Source organism: Stenotrophomonas sp. A3_2, from assembly GCF_036624925.1.
Lineage (GTDB): Bacteria > Pseudomonadota > Gammaproteobacteria > Xanthomonadales > Xanthomonadaceae > Stenotrophomonas > Stenotrophomonas hibiscicola.
The window spans coordinates 1-19034 of the sequence record NZ_JAZKVY010000316.1 but is presented as its reverse complement, the minus strand read 5'-3'; the positions used below and the strand labels follow the sequence as shown (position 1 = coordinate 19034).

Genomic DNA, 19034 nt, shown 5'->3' with positions numbered 1-19034 from the left:
GCTGGCTATCAGTGCTCGGCTGTGGTCTGGAACACATCCGGCCAGCCCACCTTCCACAGCATGTATGCGGCAGTAATGAAGATCAGTACTGCAAATACCGTGTTCAGAGCTCCACGATAGCTGGCAAGCTTCGTCGAAGTTGCTGCTCCTGCAGTACCACCAGCCATGCCGGCAACGACGAACACTGCCGCGAGCTTCCAGTTGATCAGACCTGCATGCGCGTAGTTCAGTGCGGTGGTCATGCCAAATGCGGCGACGGCGACGAGCGAGCTTCCGACTGCGGCGATCATCGGCATGCCCGTCGCGGCCACCAGTGCGGGCACGATAAGGAACCCTCCGCCAATGCCAAAGAAGCCGGATAGCCCGCCGGCGGTGGCGCCCAGCCCAATCAGTGCGGGCGCGTTGCGTCTGCCGAGCCGAGCGTCCGCGAATCCAGGCGTGTTGCGCCTGCGAAGCATGGCGATGCCGACAATGACCATGACCACAGCAAACAGCGCCAACAGCCTCTTGCCGTCGAAGGCCTTGCCCACGCTGGAACCCAGGTAGGCGCCCGCGACCCCCGCCAGGGCGAAGACCGAAGCACAGGGCCAACGAACATTCCCTCTACGGGCGTGTACCACCAGATTCGACACCGCATTGACCGCCACTGCCAGGGCGCTGGTGCCGATAGCCGCATGCGGATCTTCCACGCCGACCACGTAGAGCATCAGTGGTACCGCCAGGATGGATCCGCCCCCGCCAACCACGCCGAGCACGAAGCCGACCAGAACACCAGACAGGCCGCCCAGCACCCACTGCAGCAGAGATAGGGTTTCCATATGTCAGTCGCCGGACGCCGGACCTTGCTGCAGCCGTGTTGCGATGGAGGAAAGGTCATAGCCTGCGTCCGAGGCAACAGACAGGACGTGGGCAAACGCCGCTCTGTTGTGAACGACTTCCGACAGCGCCCAGAGCATCGCAGCACGGGTGCCGGTTCTGCAGTACGCGGCAACAGGGCGTGGCAGCGCGTCGATCAACCTGGCAAAGGTATGCACCTGATCATCGGTAATGACACCAGGCACGACGGGAAGATAGGCAAACTGCATGCCCGCCTGGTGGCAGGCAGCCTGCAGCGCATGGTGACTGGGCTGCTCCGGCTGTTCGTCGTCAGGCCGATTGCAGATCACGCTCGCAAAGCCCTGCTCCTTCAGAGTTTCAATATCCTCTGGCAGGAGCTGACCGGATACCTTGAGGTTGGCAGAGAGTGGTTTGAGGTTCATGGTTGTCCCATAGGTGCAGTGGGGTGATGAATGAGGCCATGCAGGATCACGCCTGCGATCATTGCCGTGGTGAAGATGATCGCGAAGGGCTGGCCGGTTCCCAGCAATGCGATGGCAGGGCCGGGACACACTCCGGCCAGTCCCCAACCCAAGCCGAATATTGCCGAACCAATGACCAGGCGCCGGTCGATGATGCGATGGGTGGGAATGTGCAGCGATTCGGCAAGCAGAGGTGTTCTACGGGCGCGTATCCGCAGGTAGGCTGCGCCGGAAGGAATCAGTGCGCCCAGCATGACCAGCGCCAGTGAGGGGTCCCAGGCGTCGCTCACATCAAGGAAAGCAAGCACGCGGGCTGGGTTGGCCATATCGGATACAACCAGGCCCAATCCGAAGAGTGCGCCGCACAGGAACGCGGCAAGACGGATCATGCCGGGCCCCCGGTCGCAATCTGTACCAGGGTCGCCGTGGCCATGCCTACGAGCATGAACACGCAGGTCGCCACCACTGACCGCGGCGACGCCCGGCCCAGGCCGCAGACACCGTGCCCACTGGTACAGCCCGCCCCAAGGCGAGTTCCGTAACCCACCAGCAGTCCCGCAATCACCAGCACCACAGTTCCGTTTGCGGAGAGCGCCGGCAGGGGTATGGGTCTGGCCGCCAATGCCAAGCCTGACGCCAGGGCAAGTCCTGCCAGAAACAGGACAGCACTGCTGCGCCCGCCGTCACCTGTCATGCCCAGTGCCCTGGCAAGCAGACCCGAGATGCCAGCAACGCGCCCGAGAAGGAGTAGATAGGCTCCGGCCGCTGTACCGATCATCGCACCCCCAGCGAGCGGCCAATACCAAGCCAGATGAGAGAGCGTCATAGCAGGTCCACCGGCAGCTTGAGGTAGCGCACGCCGTTGTCTTCGGGTTCGGGCATATGGCCTGCGCGCATGTTGACCTGCACTGATGGCAGGATCAGCCGTGGCATCGGAAGCGTGGCATCACGAGCCTCCCGCAGTTGCACAAACATGGCTTCGCTCACGCCCTCGTGCACATGCATGTTTGTCGCCCTTTCGGCACCGATGGTTGTTTCCCATGCGAAATGGTCCCGGCCGGTGGCTTTGTAGTCGTGGCACAGGAATACACGGGCGGCGTCGGGCAGGGACAGCAGGCGCTGGATCGAGCGATACAACTGGCGAGCCGAGCCACCTGGAAAGTCGCATCGGGCGGTGCCGTAGTCCGGCATGAACAGCGTGTCTCCAGGAAATACGGCGTCGCCGATCACGTACGCCAGACAAGCGGGAGTATGGCCTGGCACGTGCAGCGACATCGCCTGCAGATTACCGATGCGGAAGGAGGCACCGTCAGCGAACAGGTGATCGAACTGGCTGCCATCACGCTTGAACGCAGTACCGGCATTGAAGACCTTGCCGAAGGTTTCCTGGACGGTGGTGATGTGTTCGCCAATAGCCAGCGCGCCTCCCACCTGCTCCTGCAGCCATGGAGCCGCGGACAGGTGGTCGGCATGCGCGTGGGTTTCCAGCAACCACTGCACCTGCAGGCGCTCGGCACGCACGTAGTCCACCAACGCCGATGCGGAGGACGTGGACGTGCGGCCTGCGGCCATGTCGAAGTCCAGGACGCTGTCGATGATGGCGCACGCTGAAGAAGTTGGATCGCGTACGACATGGCTGGCAGTGAACGTAGCAGGGTCAAAGAACGTCTTCACGGAAGGTGAGGGAAGCAGGCCGGCACGCGCATCACTGACCAGGCGCACAGCCTGCTCCAGGGGGGCGTCTACCGCTACGGATGGGATCATGGCTGGCTCCAGGAGGCTTCGTGGCCTGAGAATTACATAGTTACGTAATCTGTGCAACTATGGAAACATGCTAGATTGAATCGGTTACCCATGGTGTTCGCATCACATCAGCCGCCCAAGTTGCCATTGCCTGTGACCAGCCCCCCATTCAGCCCGTCTGACCTAGCCACGATGAAGGAGCGCGTGCCCGAAGTGGCCGAGTTGCTGCGCTTCATGGCCACCCCCTCGCGCCTGTTGCTGCTATGCCAGCTCGCGCAAGGTGAAATGACGGTGGGCGGACTTGAGGACGCAACTGGCATTCGACAGCCGGCGCTCTCCCAGCAACTGGCCGAACTCCGCCAACGAAAGCTTGTAGCGACCCGGCGGGAATCGCGGTCGATCATCTACCGCATGGCAGACCCGCGCGTTGCAGCACTGCTGGGCGCGATGCATGGGATCTTCTGTGCGGACGATGCATCAACTTGAAGTGGCCTAAGGCGTCCTAGAAGGGACGGGCTAGACTCACTGACCTAGGGGAATTTAGGCCATTGGCGTAGTCTGCCCCAAAACCAATTGACCGCAGCAGGCTCGAGGTCTGCTGCGGCCTAGGGATGTTTATCAGGGATGGGGTGGATGTCTGCGTATGGCCGATAGCGGGACATAGGACCCGCGGCGAATGTCCACCTCTTCTTTGGCGATTCGGTCAGAGCTCAATTCAGTCTGATCAACTGCCTACCAGCTTGTCGTCCTCGCCTGCGAAATGATCTTGGGATCTGGGAAGCTACCCTTGAGAATGCACCGAGGCGACCGCGATGCCGGATTTCCCCTCAGGCGCTATGCCGGTTTACAATAGACCGTCAAATACCTAACGGATCGGCTAGCGATGACTCCACCCTGACGCTTGATTGAAGAAGCGATCCAGACACTTAGGTCTGGAAGGGTGCCTGTTTCTTTCGTTTGGCGCGCACGGCTGTGCGCGGAGATCATTTCCTATGTCTGCAATTTATCCCCTGCGCCAGCAATGGCTCGGTAACATCCGTGGTGACCTGCTGTCGGGCATCGTCGTTGCGCTAGCCCTGATTCCTGAGGCAATCGCGTTTTCCATCATCGCCGGCGTCGACCCAAAGGTAGGTTTGTATGCCTCGTTCTGCATCGCCGTCATCACCGCCATCGCCGGTGGCCGCCCTGGCATGATCTCGGCTGCGACCGGCGCCATGGCGTTGGTGATGGTTACGCTGGTGCGCGAGCACGGCATCCAGTATCTGTTTGCCGCCACCATCCTGGCCGGCGTGCTGCAGATGCTGGCCGGCGCCCTGCGGTTGGGCTCGCTGATGCGCTTTGTGTCGCGCTCGGTGGTGACCGGATTTGTGAATGCACTGGCGATTCTCATTTTCATGGCGCAGCTTCCCGAGCTCATCGGCATGCCGTGGATGGTGTATGCGATCTGTGCTGTGGGTCTGGCAATCATCTACCTGCTGCCGCTGCTGACCAAAGCCGTTCCTTCGGCATTGGTGGCGATCGTGGTTCTTACGGCCGCTTCCATGTATTTCGGCTTCCAGGTACGCACCGTAGGCGACATGGGGGCGCTGCCTGACAGCCTGCCGTCGTTCCTGATTCCGGACGTGCCATTCACCTGGGAGACACTCCAGATCCTGCTGCCGGTTTCGGCGACTTTGGCGGTCGTTGGCCTGTTGGAATCGCTGATGACCGCGCAGATCGTCGAAGACATGACCGATACCCCGAGCCAGAAGAATCGCGAATGTGCGGGCCAAGGCTTGGCTAACACCGTAACGGGCTTCTTTGGGGGCATGGCAGGCTGTGCAATGATCGGCCAGTCGGTGATCAACATCACTTCCGGTGGCCGAGGCCGTCTCTCCTGCCTGGTGGCCGGCGTGGTTCTGCTCCTCCTCGTTGTTTATGGGTCAAACCTGGTGAGTCAGATTCCAATGGCCGCACTGGTCGCGGTGATGATCATGGTCAGCATCGGAACCTTCAGCTGGCGCTCGCTGCGCGAGCTGGCCGTTCATCCCAAGAGCTCTTCAATTGTGATGATTGGGACGGTCATCGTGACCGTGGCTACCCACGACCTTGCCAAGGGCGTGTTGACAGGCGTGGTCCTGTCGGCCGTGTTCTTCACCCGCAAGGTCGGAAAGATGCTGAGCATCGACGACACCCAGGTCGACATCGACTCGCGCGTCTACGTTGTGAGGGGGCAGGTGTTCTTTGCGTCTGCCGGACAGTTCGTGAGCAGCTTCAACTATCTGGATGTCCCCAAGAACGTCAAAATCGATCTGAAGGACGCCCACTTCTGGGACCTGACCGCCGTTGATGCGCTCGACAGGGTAGTGATGAAGCTGCGCGAGCACGGCGCGACCGTTGAAGTGTTCGGTCTCAACGATGCAAGTGAGACCTTGGTTGATCGCCTGGGAAAGCACCGTACGCCAGGCGCCGCGCTGTCGTCGGGTCATTGAATGAGCGAAGCGGGCACCGAAAGGTGCCCGCGTCCTTTCCGGCGGTCATCGAACTGACATATGGGAAGGTAATACTTCGATTGTTCTAGATAAATAGTTGCGATGGTATGCGTACCCTGAATGTTCTGTTCCTCTGCACAGGCAACTCGGCGCGCAGCATTCTTGCCGAGGCACTAGCCAACCATTTAGGGCGCGGACGTATCCGCGCTTACAGTGCCGGCAGTTATCCCAAGGGCGTAGTTCATCCAGTGGCCCTGCAGGTGCTCTCGGAGATTGGCTTCGACGTTGCCGGGCTGTCGAGCAAGCCGTGGGAGGCATTCGCAGGTCCGGAAGCACCACAGATGGATCTGATCGTGACCGTGTGCGATCGCGCAGCGGGTGAAGCGTGTCCAGTGTGGCCAGGTCACCCGGTTACGGCTCACTGGGGTATCCCCGACCCGGCTGCAGTACAGGGCAGCGCGGAGCAGGTCCACAAGGCGTTCCTGAGCACGCTTCACCAGCTCCAGCATCGTCTCGGCTTGCTCTTGGCGCTCAAGCCTGAAGCGCTGGACCGCATGACCCTGCAATCGCAGGTGCGGGCGCTGGGCAATGGCGCCGAGGCTCACGCGCCAGATGACAGCGGAGAAAAAGCCCCAACGTAGTCGCTGATTTGCCTTACTGCCTCGCGCGCGTATCGGGTCACCCCGATCAGCGTGGCCGACGCTGCGCCATTCCAGTCGCCATAGCCAAGCAGCCAGACCGATGGCGCTGCGACCGAACGGACCTGGGTGTCATCCACGTCGATCCGACCCAGGGCGTTGACCATGCCCATTCCTTCCAGGTGCGACAACGCCGGCCGGAAGCCGGTGCACCAGATCACGGCGTCCAAGTTGCGTTCGCTGCCATCTGCCCACTGTATGCCGGTGGCGGTGAAACGGACGGGTGGCGGCATGGAGACCAGTACACCGCGGCGCCGCGCATCCACCACCGGCGGCACCATGACGATGTCGCCAAAACCACCGTGCGGAACATCCGGTTCGCGGCCTTCCTGCTGGGCCCTCCACTTCTCGGTTGCGCGTGCGAACAGAACGCGCCCGTCCACATCGTCGGCCAGGAAGGCTGGCTTGCCCTGGGTGATCCAAGTGGTGTCGGCCACCTTTGATACCTCGGCCAGAATCTGTGCCCCTGAGTTGCCGCTGCCGATGATCGCCACGCGCATTCCGGCAATGGATCCAGGATGGCTGTAGTGGGCCGAGTGCAGCTGCGCGCCGCCGAATGCGTCCATACCTTCATAGTCGGGCGTGTAGGGATGCCGCCAGGTACCTGTGGCGCTTATCACTGCACGCGTATGCCACTGTCGGCCGTCATCTGCTTCCACCAGCAACCGGGTTCCCGAACGACTGACGCGTTCCACCTGCACGGGACGGATGACGGGCAGTGCATATTTGTGCTCGTAGCGCGTGAGGTAGTCCAGCACTTCCGCCTGCGAAGGGTACGGTTCCCGGGTGGCGGGCATCGGCCAACCGGGAATCGAGCTCCAGCCCGCCGGCGAGAACAGATGCAAGGATTTCCACGCATGCTGCCACGCCCCACCAGGTGACGCTTCAGCATCAAGAATCACATAGGACAGCCCGCTGCGACGCAGGAAGTAGCCAGCCGAAAGACCCGCCTGCCCACCTCCGATCACCACCACATCGACGCTGTCCATCTGGAATTCCTCACATCGCTGCACTCAGGCGGCGTTCCTGTGCTGCTGTTGATCGGAGATCTTAAGTGCATCCAGGTAGCGCTCGGCATCCAGTGCGGCCATGCAGCCGAAGCCGGCGGAGGTGATGGCCTGCCGATAGTGCTGGTCGGCCACGTCGCCTGCGGCGAACACGCCTTCCACCGAGGTCTGGGTGGCATTGCCGCCCAGGCCCGAGCGGATTTCCAGGTAGCCGTTGTTCATCGCCAGCTGGCCGTCGAACAGGGTGGTGTTCGGGTGATGACCGATTGCCACGAAGAAGCCGTGCGCGTCGATGTCGCGGGTGCTGCCGTCCAGGGTGGACTTCACGCGCACACCGGTCACGCCGGCATCGTTGCCCAGCACTTCCTCGACCTGGTGGTGCCAGACGGTTTCGATCTTGCCGGCCGCGACCTTGGCGAACAGCTTGTCCTGCATGATCTTTTCCGCTTTGAGGGTGTCGCGGCGGTGGACCAGGTAGACCTTGCGGGCGATGTTGGACAGGTACAGGGCCTCTTCCACCGCAGTGTTGCCACCGCCGACTACGACCACATCCTGGTCACGGTAGAAGAACCCGTCGCAGGTGGCGCAGGCGGACACGCCGCGGCCCTTGAACGCCTCTTCGGTCGGGATGCCCAGGTACTTGGCGGTGGCGCCGGTAGCGATGATCAGGGCGTCACAGGTGTATTCGTGACTGTCGCCGATCAGCCGGAACGGGCGCTGGGACAGGTCGGCCGTGTGGATGTGGTCGAAGATGACTTCGGTCTCGAAGCGCTCGGCGTGAGCCTGCATGCGCGCCATCAGGTCCGGGCCCATCAGGCCATGGGCGTCGCCCGGCCAGTTGTCCACCTCGGTGGTGGTCATCAGCTGGCCACCCTGCTGCAGGCCGGTGATGACGACCGGCTTCAGGTTGGCGCGGGCGGCGTAGACGGCGGCGGTCCAGCCGGCCGGGCCGGAACCAAGGATCAGCAATGGAATGTGTCGGGTGATGCTCATGGCTCAGCGGCTCCGTGCGTCGGCAGGAAAGTAGCGCTTGCCCAGCCGCAGGGCGACATGGACCAGCAGGATCAGTACCGGCACTTCCACCAGCGGGCCGATGACGGCGGCGAAGGCGACCGGCGAGGCCAGGCCGAAGGCCGCGATGGCTACCGCGATGGCCAGTTCGAAGTTGTTGCCTGCCGCGGTGAACGCGATCGCAGTGGTGCGTGGATAATCCTTGGCGATCAGCTTGCCCATGAAGAAGCTGATGACGAACTGGATGATGAAGTACAACGTCAGCGGGATCGCGATGCGCACCGCGTCCATGGGAATCCGCAGTACGTCACCGCCTTTCAGGCTGAACATCGCCACGATGGTGAACAGTAGTGCGGCGAGCGTTATCGGGCTGATGGCAGGCAGGAACTTCTCTTCATACCACTGCACGCTCTTGCGCGCCTTCAGCCATCGACTGGTGAGGAAACCGGCCAGGAACGGGATGCCCAGGTAGATCAGAACCGCCTCTGCGATGGTCCAGACGCTGACATCGATGACGCTGCCCTGCAGTCCGAACACCGGCGGCAACCACGAAAGAAAGAACCACGCGTAGACGCTGAACAGCGCAATCTGGAAGATCGAGTTGAATGCCACCAGGCCGGCCACGTACTGGCCGTCGCCGCGGGCGAGCTGGTTCCACACCAGCACCATGGCGATGCAGCGCGCCAGGCCGATCAGGATCAGGCCGGTCATGTACTCGGGGTAGTCGCGCAGGAACAGCACCGCCAGGCCGAACATCAGGAACGGGCCCACGATCCAGTTCTGCAGCAGCGAGAGCATCAGCACGCGCTTGTCGGCAAAGACGGTGGGCAGTTCCTCGTACTTCACCTTGGCCAGCGGCGGGTACATCATCAGGATCAGGCCAATGGCGATTGGGATGTTGGTCGACCCTACGGAAAGGCTGTTCAACGCGCTGGGCACGCCTTCGAGCATCGCGCCCAGGCCGACGCCGAGCGCCATGGCGGCGAAGATCCACAGCGTCAGGTACCGGTCCAGAAACGACAGGCGGGAGGTGTCAGTGGTCATGGGGGCTTCCGGGAGGATGGTCAGTTGATCTGCGCAATCGGTTCAAGCTGGGCCTGGAGGGCTTCACGGTCATCCCATGTCCCGTCAGGAATCTCCAGGAAAGCCTTCAGGCGGGCTTTGATGATCTGATGCGCCCTGTCGAACGCTTCAGCCTTCTGTGCATCCGAGCCTTCCACACCGGCCGGGTCGAACAGGCCCCAGTGCACGCGCACGAAATCGCCAAACACAACCGGGCACGCCTCGGCGGCCGCGCTGTCGCACACGGTGACGATAAGATCCATGGCAGCAGCATCCGCTTCAGCAAATTCGTCCCAGGACTTGCTGCGCAGGCCCTCCACCGGGAAGCCCTCGCGCTGCAATTGGGCAATGGCGAACGGATTGACCCGACCGGCTGGCTGGCTGCCTGCACTGAAGGACTGATAGCGGCCTTCGCCCCACTTTTTCAGGGTTGATTCGGCCAACACGCTGCGCGCGGAATTGCCGGTACAAAGGAACAGAACACGACGGGTCATTTTGGCGATCTCTGGGTAAGGGGTCAGCAGCCTGCGGGGCGTTCACAGGCCTGTTCGTCGGCACAGCAGTTTTCGGTGAGGTAGGCCACCAGCGCGTTCATCGCCACGAACTCGGCCCGGTAGCAGATGGTCCGGCCACGTTGCTCGGCGCTGATCAGTCCCGCAGCCAGCAGTTCCTTCAGGTGGAAGGAGAGCGTGGCGCCAGGCAAAGAGAGGGCTTGGGCAATGTCGCCGGCCAGCTTGCCGGCGCTGCCCGCCTGAACCAGAAGACGGAAGATCGACAGGCGGGTGGCATGACCCAGGGCTGCCAAGGCGTGGGTTGCGTTCTTATGTTCCATGATTCTAGAATAATGGAAGCGAAATGACAGGACAACCCCCGTGCAGCAGATCCCCAACGTGGTCCCGGGTGCCATGGACATTCCCACGGCCGCCAAGCTCAATGATCCGGCCGCGCAGCCACACCGGCCACGCATCCTGATCCTGTACGGGTCGCTGCGGCCGCAGTCGTTCAGTCGCAAGCTGGCGCTGGAGGCGCAGCGGCTGCTGGAGCAGCTTGGGGCGGAAGCCCGCCTGTTCGATCCACATGAGCTGCCGATGCTTGACTCGGTGCCAGCCAGCCACCCAAAGGTGCAGGAGCTGCGCCAGGCCTCGCTGTGGTCGGAAGGACATGTGTGGGTCAGCCCGGAACGCCACGGCACCCTTACGGCGGTATTCAAGAACCAGATCGACTGGCTGCCGCTCGAAGAGGGCAGCGTTCGCCCCACCCAGGGCCGTACGTTGGCCGTGATGCAGGTCTGCGGCGGTTCCCAGTCGTTCAACGTGGTCAACGCGCTGCGCGTGCTCGGCCGGTGGATGCGGATGGTGACAATTCCCAACCAGTCCTCGGTGGCCAAAGCCTGGCAGGAGTTCGATGACGACGGTCGAATGAAGCCTTCGGCGTACTACGATCGCGTGGTGGACGTGATGGAGGAACTGGTCAAGTTCACCCTGCTGGTGCGCGGGCGTAGTGACTACCTGGTGGACCGCTACAGCGAGCGCAAGGGGGCCGTCGAGGCAGCGGCGCTGGCCGCTGCCGCAGGCGTGGTGGAGACCGTTTTGAACCAGAAGGAAAGTGCGTGAACGCTGTCATCTATCACAACCCAAAGTGCGGCACCTCGCGCAATGCCCTAGCGCTGATCCGCTTTGCCGGGATCGAGCCGGAAGTGATCGACTACCTGGCCAACCCACCCACCCGTGCGCGCCTGGTCGATCTCATTGCGGCGGCGGGATTGAGCGTGCGCGATGCCATCCGGCAGAAGGGAACGCCGTATGACGAACTCGGGCTAGGCGACGCAGCACTGAGCGAGGAAGCGCTGCTTGATGCGATGCTGGCGCACCCGATACTCATCAATCGTCCTTTCGTACAGACCGATAGGGGTACTCGTCTGTGTCGGCCTTCGGAAGTGGTACTGGAGATCCTGCCGCCGCTGCCCGGACCGTTCCGAAAGGAAGATGGAGAGTTGGTGACCGGGCACCCGGGAAGCTCGACGCCGTGATCCCATTGCCAGGCTTGGCTTGCCACCGCTGAGAACCACAGGAGGTCATGCCCCATGTCGGCGCTGAATCCCACGACAAGCGACAGCGCATGGCGCGTCTTCCTGGTGTTCCTGCGACTGGGGCTGACGTCGTTTGGCGGTCCAATCGCCCACCTGAGCTACTTCCGTCTCGAGTTCGTCGAACGCCGCCGTTGGCTGACGGACTGTAGCTACTCCGATCTGGTGGCCCTGTGTCAGTTACTGCCAGGCCCGGCCAGCAGCCAGGTAGGCATGGCGCTGGGCTTGCGTCGCGCCGGCTGGCCTGGCCTGTTGGCCGCTTGGGCCGGCTTTACGCTGCCGTCGGCCGTGCTGATGATCCTCTTCGCTTCGGGCGTTGCCAAATACCAGGCCATCATTGAATCCGGCTGGCTGCATGGCCTGAAGATCGTGGCAGTTGCTGTGGTGGCCCAAGCAGTATGGGGAATGGCCAGATCCCTGTGCCCGGATCGTTTACGGGCAGCGATGGCGGTCTTTGCGGCTGTGTTGACCTTGTCCATGCCCTCGATCGCCGGCCAGATCGTGGTGATCATCGCCAGCGGACTGCTCGGTCGCTGGATACTGAATATCGAACCGGCGTCCGGCCAATCAGACTGCGGCTATTCCGTCTCGCGAAGAACCGGCGCGGTGGCACTAGTGCTACTGGTCCTGCCGCTTGTTCTGCTGCCCTTGTGGGCGGTGGCTAGCGGCTCCCCCTTGGCCGCGCTGATGGAGGGTGTGTACCGCGCTGGCGCCTTGGTCTTCGGCGGCGGCCATGTCGTGCTGCCGCTGCTGCAGACCGCGGTCGTCCAGAGCGGCACCGTGAGCACGGCGGATCTCCTGGCCGGCTACGGTGCGGCGCAGGCAATGCCGGGCCCTCTCTTCTCCTTTGCAGCGTATCTGGGGGCTATGGCCGAGGGGCCGCTGGGTGGCTGGGCAGGCGGCCTTGCGCTGTTGGTGGTCATTTTCCTGCCAGCCCTTCTTGTGCTCGTGGGGGTGCTGCCGTTCTGGGAGTCCCTGCGCCACCGCAAGGATCTCCAAGCTTCGATTGCAGGCGTCAATGCCGGGGTGGTCGGCATCCTGCTGGCGGCGTTGTATGACCCGGTGTGGACAAGCGCGATCCATGACCGGTGGGATGTCGCGATGGCACTGGCTGCGTTTGGGCTACTGGTCGTTGCGCGTGCTCCGCCGGTCCTGGTCGTGTTGCTGACTGCCGTAGCGGGTTGGGCGGTGACGGAATAGCGCCGCCAGGACGGTCAGGAGCGTTTCGGCAGCGCAACCTGGTCCGCTTGTGGCCGGAAGGGGGCATTTGCCCAAAGCTTAGGCTTGGGGAGCAGATGTCCAATGCTGGATCTACGGACTCTTACCGGTGGTAACGAAGGCCAGTTTCCGACCCAAAGGGGCATTTAAGCCAACATCTCGCCTAGCCGACGCATCCAACCACGAACTTCGCCATCGGGATCACGCTCTTCCAACATGGCTGCTGTCATGCAAGGGAACGCATGCTGAGCCAACTTTCTCTTGGCGTTGGAGTCTTTAAGCGGACTGCCTACGCCGGCGTGGGCGACAAAAGCCTCCCCGAAGACCTTTGGAACAGCTTTGCCCGCCATGGGGTGATCAGTGACTTCAATCTCAAATCCGAACGCGAGCGCAATTGCGTCCTTGTGCAAGTAGCTCTCAATCTCATGCTTGGTTGTGACGACAGCCCATGACCCGTCCCCACGGTCATTGACCTGCTGCGCGCTTAGGGCATATGCCGGGACATCGCCGTCGTAGATGTGCACCTCCTGCTTGCCTAGGCCCCGCAGGTAGTGGTGATTGACCCAGTGCTCCAGCGTTCCACCGCCCAGGACAACAAATGCCAGTCGCTCATCGGATGAAAGATTTGGCAGGTTGGAGTCGACCTCGTGGAGCGCTTTGGAAAGGGCTTTCAAGGCTAGTACATCGGTTGGACCTTCGACGCACACTAGTACCTGGACCCGGCTGTCAGGCGTTACGCCCAATGCTTCAGCCACCTTACCGAACACGTCGACCCCCGACTCAACCTGCGGCTTTTTCGTGTCGGAGTGGCGAGAGATGTAACGAATGCTCTGCTGGGGTAGCGCCGAGGCAAATCCGGGACTGTGAGTGGTCAATATGACCTGACAGCCGGGGTCTTCTGACAACACCTTGAAGGAGTCGATGAGAATCCGTTGGTTGCTGGGGTGCTGAGCAGTCTCTGGCTCCTCGATCGCGTAGATGATGCTGCGCTTGGTGCTGGTTTTGAGCCGTCGCTCCGCTTCGGCTTTGAAGAAGCTCACCAGCACAAGCCGCCTGACGCCGCTGCCTCGCTTATTCAACGGTATGCCATCGTCGGTGCTCAAGCCGAGCGAAAACAGTCCCTGCCACTTGGCGGCGGTGGGAGGGCTGAACTCTGGTGTAAGTTCGCTGGCAAGGTTGGGATCGATCGTGGTCAAAGCTCTGTGCGTGTTCTTCGCAATCTCTTCGGCCTTCTCGCGAACCTTTGTTTGGATTCGAGCAATGTCATCTTGGACCTCTGCAATGGCAGCAGCGACGGCTGCCTTCATCGGGCTTTGGACCTCGCTGTCCGAGTCCCGACTGCTCCGATCACTTTGGAAGAGAGCGAACATCGGCAAGTGAGGCTCAATCTGGTCCCAGATACGTTTGACGTCCTCCTTGGACTTGCCGACCGCGATCGCGACCTCTTGAAGCTTGAGGTCGCCAGCGGCCGCCCAAAGTGCGCGGCGCATGCCAGGGTTGCCCTTCAATGCAACCGCCAAGCCAAGATCTTTCACCCTCTTCTGGAGCTCCTTCTCCTTCAATTCCAGCAGGTTGTCGTAATTGGCCGCAGTGGGGTGAAACGCAAGCACCAGCACTTCCGCGGATGGCTTCTTGCTGGTGCAGTCGTAGGTTTTACGAATTTTCAGCCGGCCGTCCAAGGTCAAAAGATACTCATCAGCCAACGTGGTATCTGCCCCCGCGTCTAACGTCAGTGTTGGCGGAAGCTCCGAGAACTCACACGTGATCGAAACGGTCTTGTCTACGCTGTGAACATGAGCATCTCCCTGCTCCATGGCCACCACGTCTGCGTTGAAGAATATTTCCAGCGCTTCCAGAATCGCTGACTTGCCGATGTCGTTCCGGCCGACAAAAGTAGTCAAATCGTCCAGTTCGACCCGGATCTCATCCCCATAGCAACGAAAGTTGGTAATGCTGATTGCTTCCAAGCGCATATCTTCGCTCCCCCTGAGCGCCTTCCATGCAGCCAAGCCGGCCGCCACTGGATAGTGCCTCGAGGCTGCGGAAGCGGCAACCGAGGCAATCTGAGGGCCAGAGCAAGGGCGCTAGCCTTCGGCACCTAAGATGGCCCGCTACTCGTAACGCTTCATTCTCACGAATGCGTTCCTGGCTGGCCAAACAGGCGTACGCTCTCATCTGGTTCCGCAGTTCCCTGAACTGTCGAATCTGGGAACCTGCCCTGAAACTACAGTTCGGCATAGTTCGTACTCACGCGATTCGCCATAGTTGGTGCCTACAGCACTGACTTTGCCAAAGCGTCCATTTTCTGGCGGAACGTGCTCTGACCCCGAACCCCGCATTTTGCACTACATTGGTGCAATGTCCGACCCCGCACCCCCGCCGTCCCTCGATGCCCTGGGCACGCCGCTGGCCTGGGCCGGGGCCGATGGCCGCATCATCGGCTGCAATCCGGCCTTCGGCCGCTGGCTGGGTGTCAGCGGGCGCCGCCTGCTGGGCCAGCCGCTGGCTGCACTGGAAGTGCAGGGCGAAGCGCTGGCCCACTTCCTGGCACGCGATGAGCGCGACAGCCTGCGCCTGAACCGGTTGGCGCTGGCGGTGCCCGGCGAGGCGCCGCGCTTCGCCGAGGGCTGGATGAGCCGCCGCGACGATGGCGGCTGGTTGCTGGAGGCACATCCGGTCGACGAATTCCCTGGGCTGGACCCGACGCAGGCCCTGCCCAGCGCGCTCAGCGCGGCGCTGAAGGGCCTGGCCCACGAGCTGCGCAACCCGCTGGCCGGGTTGAAGGGTGCGGCCCAGCTGCTGGCCCGCCGCGCGGCCCAGCGCGAGGCCAGCGAGCGCGAACTGATCGAACTGATCGGCTCGGAGATCGAGCGCCTCAACGGCCTGCTCGACCAGCTGCTGTCGCCGGCCCCGGCCGCACCGCACGCCGAACTGAACATCCATGCCGCGCTGGAACGCGTGCTGCGCCTGGCTGAGAACGAGGCCGGCTGGGCAGTGCGCCTGCAGCGCGACTACGACCCCAGCATTCCCGAATTCCGTGGCGACGCCGACCGTCTTACCCAGGCGGTGTGGAACCTGGTGCGAAACGCAATCCAGGCCGGTGCCGGCAGCATCACCCTGCGCACCCGCGTGGAGCATGGCGCGCGCATCGCCGAGCAGCTGCACACGCTGGCGTTGCGCCTGGAAATTGCCGACGACGGCCGTGGTGTACCCGAGGAACTGGCCGAGCACCTGTTCCTGCCGCTGGTCAGTGGCCGCGCCGAAGGCACTGGCCTGGGCCTGGCGCTGGCCCAGCAGGTGGCGCGCGAGCACCGCGGCACGCTGACCTACCGCTCGCGCCCGGGCCATACCGTGTTCACCCTGCTGCTGCCGATTGTCAGTGGCGCCGCCCCGGCCGAGGAGGCCCCGCGCGATGTCTGAGTCTTCTTCGTCCCCGCAGCGCATCTGGGTGGTCGATGACGATCGTGCCGTGCGCTTCGTGCTGTGCACCGCGCTGCGCGAGGCGGGCTACCAGGTCGTCGATTTCGACAGCGCTGCGGCAGCCCTGCAGGCCCTGGGCGAAGGCGCGCCGCCGGCGCTGCTGTTCACCGATGTGCGCATGCCTGGCGACGATGGCCTGGTGCTGCTGGACAAGCTCAAGGCCGCGTTGCCGCAGCTGCCGGTGGTCGTGATGTCGGCCTATACCGATGTGGCCAGCACGGCCGGTGCGTTCCGCGGCGGCGCGCATGAATTCCTGTCCAAGCCGTTCGACCTGGACGATGCCGTGGCGCTGGCGCAGCGCGTGCTGCCGGCGGTGGCGCCGGCACTGGCAGCGCCCACGCCTGCGCCGGAAGCGCATGGCGACCAACCGCCGCAACTGGTGGGTGAGACGCCACCGATGCGCGCGCTGTTCCGCGCCATCGGTCGCCTGGCGCAGGCGCCGCTGGCGGTGCTGATCACCGGCGAGACCGGCACCGGCAAGGAGCTGGTGGCCAATGCACTGCATCGCGAATCGCCGCGTGCGCATGGGCCGTTCGTCGCGCTCAATACCGCTGCAATCCCGTCCGAGCTGCTGGAAAGCGAGTTGTTCGGCCACGAGGCCGGTGCCTTCACCGGTGCGCAGCGCCGCCATATCGGCCGCTTCGAGCAGGCCAACGGTGGCACGCTGTTCCTTGACGAGATCGGCGACATGCCGCTGCCGTTGCAGACCCGGTTGCTGCGCGTGCTGGCGCAGGGCGAGTTCTTCCGCGTCGGTGGCCGCGAACTGATCCGCGTCGATGTGCGCGTGGTGGCCGCCACCCACCAGGACCTGGAAGGGCTGGTCGCGCAGGGGAAGTTCCGCGCGGACCTGCTGCACCGCCTCGACGTGGTGCGCCTGCAGTTGCCGCCGCTGCGCGAGCGCCGTGAAGATATCGCGCAACTGGCCAGCACCTTCCTGGCTGCCGCCGCACGCAGGCTGGACACGCCACCGAAGCGCCTGACCGCCGCAGCGCTGCAGGCGCTGCGCGAACACGACTGGCCCGGCAACGTGCGCGAACTGGAAAACGTGTGCTGGCGGATGGCCGCGCTGGCCGCCGCTGACACCATCGGCGTTGCCGACGTCGATACCGCGCTGAACCGTACGCGGGGCCGTCGCGGCAGCATCAGCGGTGCCGATCCAGGCCAGTGGGAAGTGCTGCTGGCCGAATGGGCGCGCCGCCAGCTGGCCGAAGGTGTGGAAGGGCTGCATGCGCAGGTGCGCGAGCGGGTCGACCATGCGCTGCTGGAAGCGGCGCTTCAGATTACCCATGGCCGCCGCGCCGAGGCCGCTGCCCGCCTGGGCCTGGGCCGCAATACGCTTACCCGCAAGCTGGGCGCCGGGCGCCGCCGCGGGGGCCATTGAACGGTCCCTGCACGCGGTCCTCGCGCCTGCTTGCCGAACTGTTGATCGTTCATGGACGATGCAACGCTTAGTGTCACCTGCAAGGAGTCTTCGATGCGTCTGTCCTTTGCCATCCTGCCGTTGTCCGCCGCCGTGCTGCTGTCTGCCTGTGGCAGTACGCCGAAGAAAGCCGAGCCCACCCCGCCGCCGCCGACCGTGGTCAGCGCTGCGAAGCAGGGCGAGGCCAATCTCGCGCCGGCCTCGGCCAGCATTGTCAGTGGCCGCATCGCACTGATGGTGGAGCCCGGCGGCATGCACATCACCGGCCTGGTCGGTGGCCTGCAGCCGATGCAGCAGGCCGGCTTCCACATCCATGAGCGCGGCGACTGCAGTGCGGTGGATGCCAGCAGTGCCGGCAATCATTTCAATCCCGGTGGCGCTGCGCATGGCCGCGCCGGCACCGGCAAGCACCACCTGGGCGACATGGACAACCTGCGTGCCGACGCCCAGGGCCGCGCCAACGTCGATATCCACCTCAAGGGCGTTACCCTTGGCGGAGGCGCCGCCACCGATATCGCCGGACGTGCACTGGTCGTGCATGCCAACGCCGACGACTATCGCAGCCAGCCCGCCGGCAATGCCGGCGTCCGCATCGCCTGTGGCGTGATCCGGGTCGTCCGCTGATCACTGCAGGCATCATCGAGGGAGAGATTCCAATGCGTCTGATCCACACTTCGCTGTTTGCGGCCATCGCCGCGCTGGGCCTGGCGGCCTGTAATCAGCAGCCCGCCACGCCGCAGACTGAAACTCCGCCGGCCGCGCCGGCCGACGGCGCCACCACCGGACCGGCGGCAACTCCGGAACCGGCTGCGGCACCGGCGGCCGATGCTTCGGCAACGGCCGAGCTGGCACCGACCCAGGGCAACGAGACCAAGGGCAGCGTCACCTTCAAGGTGGTTGATGGCAAGGTGCACGTGACCGGCCAGGTTACGGGCCTGAAGCCGGGTAGCGAGCACGGTTTCCACATCCACGAGAAGGGCGACTGCAGCGCGCCGGACGGCATGAGTGCCGGCGGCCACTTCAACCCGGGCAAGCAGGACCACGGAAGCGTGGCGGCCGATCCGCACCACGGCGGCGACATGCCCAACATCAAGGCCGACGACAAGGGCATGGCCACCATCGACGGCCCGGTGTCGAGCAACGTCAACATCGGCAAGGGTGATGACTTCGACATCATCGGCCGCGGCCTGATCGTCCACGCCGATGCGGATGACTACAAGACCCAGCCGACCGGCAACGCCGGCGCGCGCCTGGCGTGTGCGGTGATCCAGAAGGCCCCGTAAGGACGCTTTTGCTGGAAACGGAAAACGCCGGCGCAAGCCGGCGTGTTTATTTGCATCGCTTCCTGTAGAGCCGAGCCCAATCGCGGCTGGTAGTCGGTGGACCTGAGGCCAGCCAGGGCGCGGCTCTGGCCCCCCCAACCCCTGCCTCGCTGGGGCTCGGCTCTACTGGAAGCGTTGCAAACAAAAACGCCGGCTTGCGCCGGCGTTTTCCGTTTCCAGCAAAAGCGTCCTTACGGGGCCTTCTGGATCACCGCACA

The 19034-nt window shown here is 63.5% G+C and carries 21 protein-coding genes; 10 read left to right on the top strand and 11 right to left on the bottom strand.

Features of this window, described 5'->3' with window-relative positions; all coding sequences use genetic code 11:
• Positions 1-8 precede the first annotated feature (8 nt).
• Genes R5H29_RS14605 through R5H29_RS14585 form a run of 5 tightly spaced genes read right to left on the bottom strand, consistent with a single transcriptional unit; the run spans position 9 to position 3062 of the window.
• Entirely contained in the window at positions 9-803 is a 795-nt protein-coding gene (locus R5H29_RS14605) for a sulfite exporter TauE/SafE family protein (protein WP_102947308.1), read from the bottom strand.
• Between the two features lie 18 nt (positions 804-821).
• Positions 822-1259, bottom strand: a complete 438-nt coding sequence (locus R5H29_RS14600; protein ID WP_099472807.1) for a TIGR01244 family sulfur transferase — start codon at positions 1257-1259, stop codon at positions 822-824.
• Positions 1256-1687, bottom strand: coding sequence for a YeeE/YedE family protein (locus R5H29_RS14595; protein ID WP_102947289.1), 432 nt, complete (start codon positions 1685-1687; stop codon positions 1256-1258). Before R5H29_RS14595 ends, R5H29_RS14600 begins: the two co-directional genes overlap by 4 nt.
• Positions 1684-2124, bottom strand: coding sequence for a YeeE/YedE family protein (locus tag R5H29_RS14590; RefSeq protein WP_102947288.1), 441 nt, complete (start codon positions 2122-2124; stop codon positions 1684-1686). The genes R5H29_RS14595 and R5H29_RS14590 overlap by 4 nt, the downstream gene beginning before the upstream one ends.
• Positions 2121-3062 carry an MBL fold metallo-hydrolase gene (locus R5H29_RS14585; protein ID WP_205416972.1) on the bottom strand — a complete coding sequence of 314 codons (942 nt, stop codon included), beginning with the start codon at positions 3060-3062 and terminating at the stop codon, positions 2121-2123. Before R5H29_RS14585 ends, R5H29_RS14590 begins: the two co-directional genes overlap by 4 nt.
• 171 nt (positions 3063-3233) lie before the next feature.
• On the opposite strand from R5H29_RS14585, the gene R5H29_RS14580 reads away from it, so the two are divergent.
• From R5H29_RS14580 to R5H29_RS14570, 3 genes are all read left to right on the top strand, one after another.
• Complete coding sequence (locus R5H29_RS14580) at positions 3234-3527, top strand: metalloregulator ArsR/SmtB family transcription factor (protein WP_049441866.1); 294 nt, start codon at positions 3234-3236, stop codon at positions 3525-3527.
• A 506-nt stretch (positions 3528-4033) separates the two neighbouring features.
• Positions 4034-5512, top strand: a complete 1479-nt coding sequence (locus tag R5H29_RS14575; protein ID WP_102947287.1) for a SulP family inorganic anion transporter — start codon at positions 4034-4036, stop codon at positions 5510-5512.
• Positions 5513-5619: 107 nt separating this feature from the next.
• On the top strand, positions 5620-6153 hold the full coding sequence (locus R5H29_RS14570) for an arsenate reductase ArsC (RefSeq protein WP_102947286.1): 534 nt from the start codon (positions 5620-5622) through the stop codon (positions 6151-6153).
• Here R5H29_RS14570 and R5H29_RS14565 read toward each other — a convergent pair.
• Genes R5H29_RS14565 through R5H29_RS14545 form a run of 5 tightly spaced genes read right to left on the bottom strand, consistent with a single transcriptional unit; the run spans position 6114 to position 10122 of the window.
• A complete protein-coding gene (locus R5H29_RS14565) occupies positions 6114-7199 on the bottom strand; it encodes an ArsO family NAD(P)H-dependent flavin-containing monooxygenase (protein ID WP_102947285.1) in 1086 nt (361 codons plus the stop codon). The two genes, R5H29_RS14570 and R5H29_RS14565, sit on opposite strands and share 40 nt — an antisense overlap.
• Positions 7200-7223: 24 nt before the next feature.
• Positions 7224-8210: a thioredoxin-disulfide reductase gene (gene trxB / locus R5H29_RS14560; RefSeq protein WP_164078513.1), complete on the bottom strand. Its 987-nt coding sequence runs from the start codon at positions 8208-8210 to the stop codon at positions 7224-7226.
• 3 nt (positions 8211-8213) lie between these two features.
• Positions 8214-9272, bottom strand: coding sequence for an ACR3 family arsenite efflux transporter (arsB, locus tag R5H29_RS14555; protein ID WP_102944316.1), 1059 nt, complete (start codon positions 9270-9272; stop codon positions 8214-8216).
• A 20-nt stretch (positions 9273-9292) separates the two neighbouring features.
• Entirely contained in the window at positions 9293-9784 is a 492-nt protein-coding gene (locus R5H29_RS14550; protein ID WP_102944315.1) for an arsenate reductase ArsC, read from the bottom strand.
• A 23-nt stretch (positions 9785-9807) separates the two neighbouring features.
• On the bottom strand, positions 9808-10122 hold the full coding sequence (locus R5H29_RS14545) for a helix-turn-helix transcriptional regulator (protein WP_099472789.1): 315 nt from the start codon (positions 10120-10122) through the stop codon (positions 9808-9810).
• A gap of 40 nt (positions 10123-10162) precedes the next feature.
• Here R5H29_RS14545 and arsH point away from each other — a divergent pair, with 40 nt between their 5' ends.
• Genes arsH through chrA form a run of 3 tightly spaced genes read left to right on the top strand, consistent with a single transcriptional unit; the run spans position 10163 to position 12576 of the window.
• Entirely contained in the window at positions 10163-10903 is a 741-nt protein-coding gene (gene arsH / locus R5H29_RS14540; protein ID WP_099472787.1) for an arsenical resistance protein ArsH, read from the top strand.
• Positions 10900-11319: an arsenate reductase (glutaredoxin) gene (gene arsC, locus R5H29_RS14535; RefSeq protein ID WP_332329358.1), complete on the top strand. Its 420-nt coding sequence runs from the start codon at positions 10900-10902 to the stop codon at positions 11317-11319. Before arsH ends, arsC begins: the two co-directional genes overlap by 4 nt.
• A 54-nt stretch (positions 11320-11373) precedes the next feature.
• Positions 11374-12576 (top strand): chromate efflux transporter, encoded by a 1203-nt coding sequence (chrA, locus tag R5H29_RS14530; RefSeq protein ID WP_102944314.1) that lies wholly within the window; start codon positions 11374-11376, stop codon positions 12574-12576.
• Positions 12577-12740: 164 nt separating this feature from the next.
• Here the strand turns inward: chrA and R5H29_RS14525 are convergent, their stop codons facing one another.
• On the bottom strand, positions 12741-14567 hold the full coding sequence (locus tag R5H29_RS14525) for an ATP-binding protein (RefSeq protein ID WP_065195982.1): 1827 nt from the start codon (positions 14565-14567) through the stop codon (positions 12741-12743).
• A 385-nt stretch (positions 14568-14952) separates the two neighbouring features.
• Between R5H29_RS14525 and R5H29_RS14520 the strand changes: the two genes are divergently transcribed.
• From R5H29_RS14520 to R5H29_RS14505, 4 genes are all read left to right on the top strand, one after another.
• A complete protein-coding gene (locus R5H29_RS14520) occupies positions 14953-16014 on the top strand; it encodes a nitrogen regulation protein NR(II) (RefSeq protein WP_021204071.1) in 1062 nt (353 codons plus the stop codon).
• Positions 16007-17455, top strand: a complete 1449-nt coding sequence (gene ntrC, locus R5H29_RS14515; protein ID WP_332329357.1) for a nitrogen regulation protein NR(I) — start codon at positions 16007-16009, stop codon at positions 17453-17455. Before R5H29_RS14520 ends, ntrC begins: the two co-directional genes overlap by 8 nt.
• Before the next feature lie 93 nt (positions 17456-17548).
• Positions 17549-18118: a superoxide dismutase family protein gene (locus R5H29_RS14510; protein WP_019661930.1), complete on the top strand. Its 570-nt coding sequence runs from the start codon at positions 17549-17551 to the stop codon at positions 18116-18118.
• A gap of 32 nt (positions 18119-18150) precedes the next feature.
• Positions 18151-18777 carry a superoxide dismutase family protein gene (locus R5H29_RS14505; RefSeq protein ID WP_332329356.1) on the top strand — a complete coding sequence of 209 codons (627 nt, stop codon included), beginning with the start codon at positions 18151-18153 and terminating at the stop codon, positions 18775-18777.
• Positions 18778-19034 lie beyond the last annotated feature (257 nt).

Coding starts and splice junctions, on each gene's coding strand:
- R5H29_RS14600 (WP_099472807.1), bottom strand. CDS start 1,259: ATGAACCTCAAACCACTCTCTGCCAACCTCAAGGTATCCGGTCAGCTC.
- R5H29_RS14595 (WP_102947289.1), bottom strand. CDS start 1,687: ATGATCCGTCTTGCCGCGTTCCTGTGCGGCGCACTCTTCGGATTGGGC.
- R5H29_RS14590 (WP_102947288.1), bottom strand. CDS start 2,124: ATGACGCTCTCTCATCTGGCTTGGTATTGGCCGCTCGCTGGGGGTGCG.
- R5H29_RS14585 (WP_205416972.1), bottom strand. CDS start 3,062: ATGATCCCATCCGTAGCGGTAGACGCCCCCCTGGAGCAGGCTGTGCGC.
- R5H29_RS14580 (WP_049441866.1), top strand. CDS start 3,234: ATGAAGGAGCGCGTGCCCGAAGTGGCCGAGTTGCTGCGCTTCATGGCC.
- R5H29_RS14575 (WP_102947287.1), top strand. CDS start 4,034: ATGTCTGCAATTTATCCCCTGCGCCAGCAATGGCTCGGTAACATCCGT.
- R5H29_RS14570 (WP_102947286.1), top strand. CDS start 5,620: ATGCGTACCCTGAATGTTCTGTTCCTCTGCACAGGCAACTCGGCGCGC.
- R5H29_RS14565 (WP_102947285.1), bottom strand. CDS start 7,199: ATGGACAGCGTCGATGTGGTGGTGATCGGAGGTGGGCAGGCGGGTCTT.
- trxB (WP_164078513.1), bottom strand. CDS start 8,210: ATGAGCATCACCCGACACATTCCATTGCTGATCCTTGGTTCCGGCCCG.
- arsB (WP_102944316.1), bottom strand. CDS start 9,272: ATGACCACTGACACCTCCCGCCTGTCGTTTCTGGACCGGTACCTGACG.
- R5H29_RS14550 (WP_102944315.1), bottom strand. CDS start 9,784: ATGACCCGTCGTGTTCTGTTCCTTTGTACCGGCAATTCCGCGCGCAGC.
- R5H29_RS14545 (WP_099472789.1), bottom strand. CDS start 10,122: ATGGAACATAAGAACGCAACCCACGCCTTGGCAGCCCTGGGTCATGCC.
- chrA (WP_102944314.1), top strand. CDS start 11,374: ATGTCGGCGCTGAATCCCACGACAAGCGACAGCGCATGGCGCGTCTTC.
- R5H29_RS14525 (WP_065195982.1), bottom strand. CDS start 14,567: ATGCGCTTGGAAGCAATCAGCATTACCAACTTTCGTTGCTATGGGGAT.
- R5H29_RS14520 (WP_021204071.1), top strand. CDS start 14,953: ATGTCCGACCCCGCACCCCCGCCGTCCCTCGATGCCCTGGGCACGCCG.
- ntrC (WP_332329357.1), top strand. CDS start 16,007: ATGTCTGAGTCTTCTTCGTCCCCGCAGCGCATCTGGGTGGTCGATGAC.
- R5H29_RS14510 (WP_019661930.1), top strand. CDS start 17,549: ATGCGTCTGTCCTTTGCCATCCTGCCGTTGTCCGCCGCCGTGCTGCTG.
- R5H29_RS14505 (WP_332329356.1), top strand. CDS start 18,151: ATGCGTCTGATCCACACTTCGCTGTTTGCGGCCATCGCCGCGCTGGGC.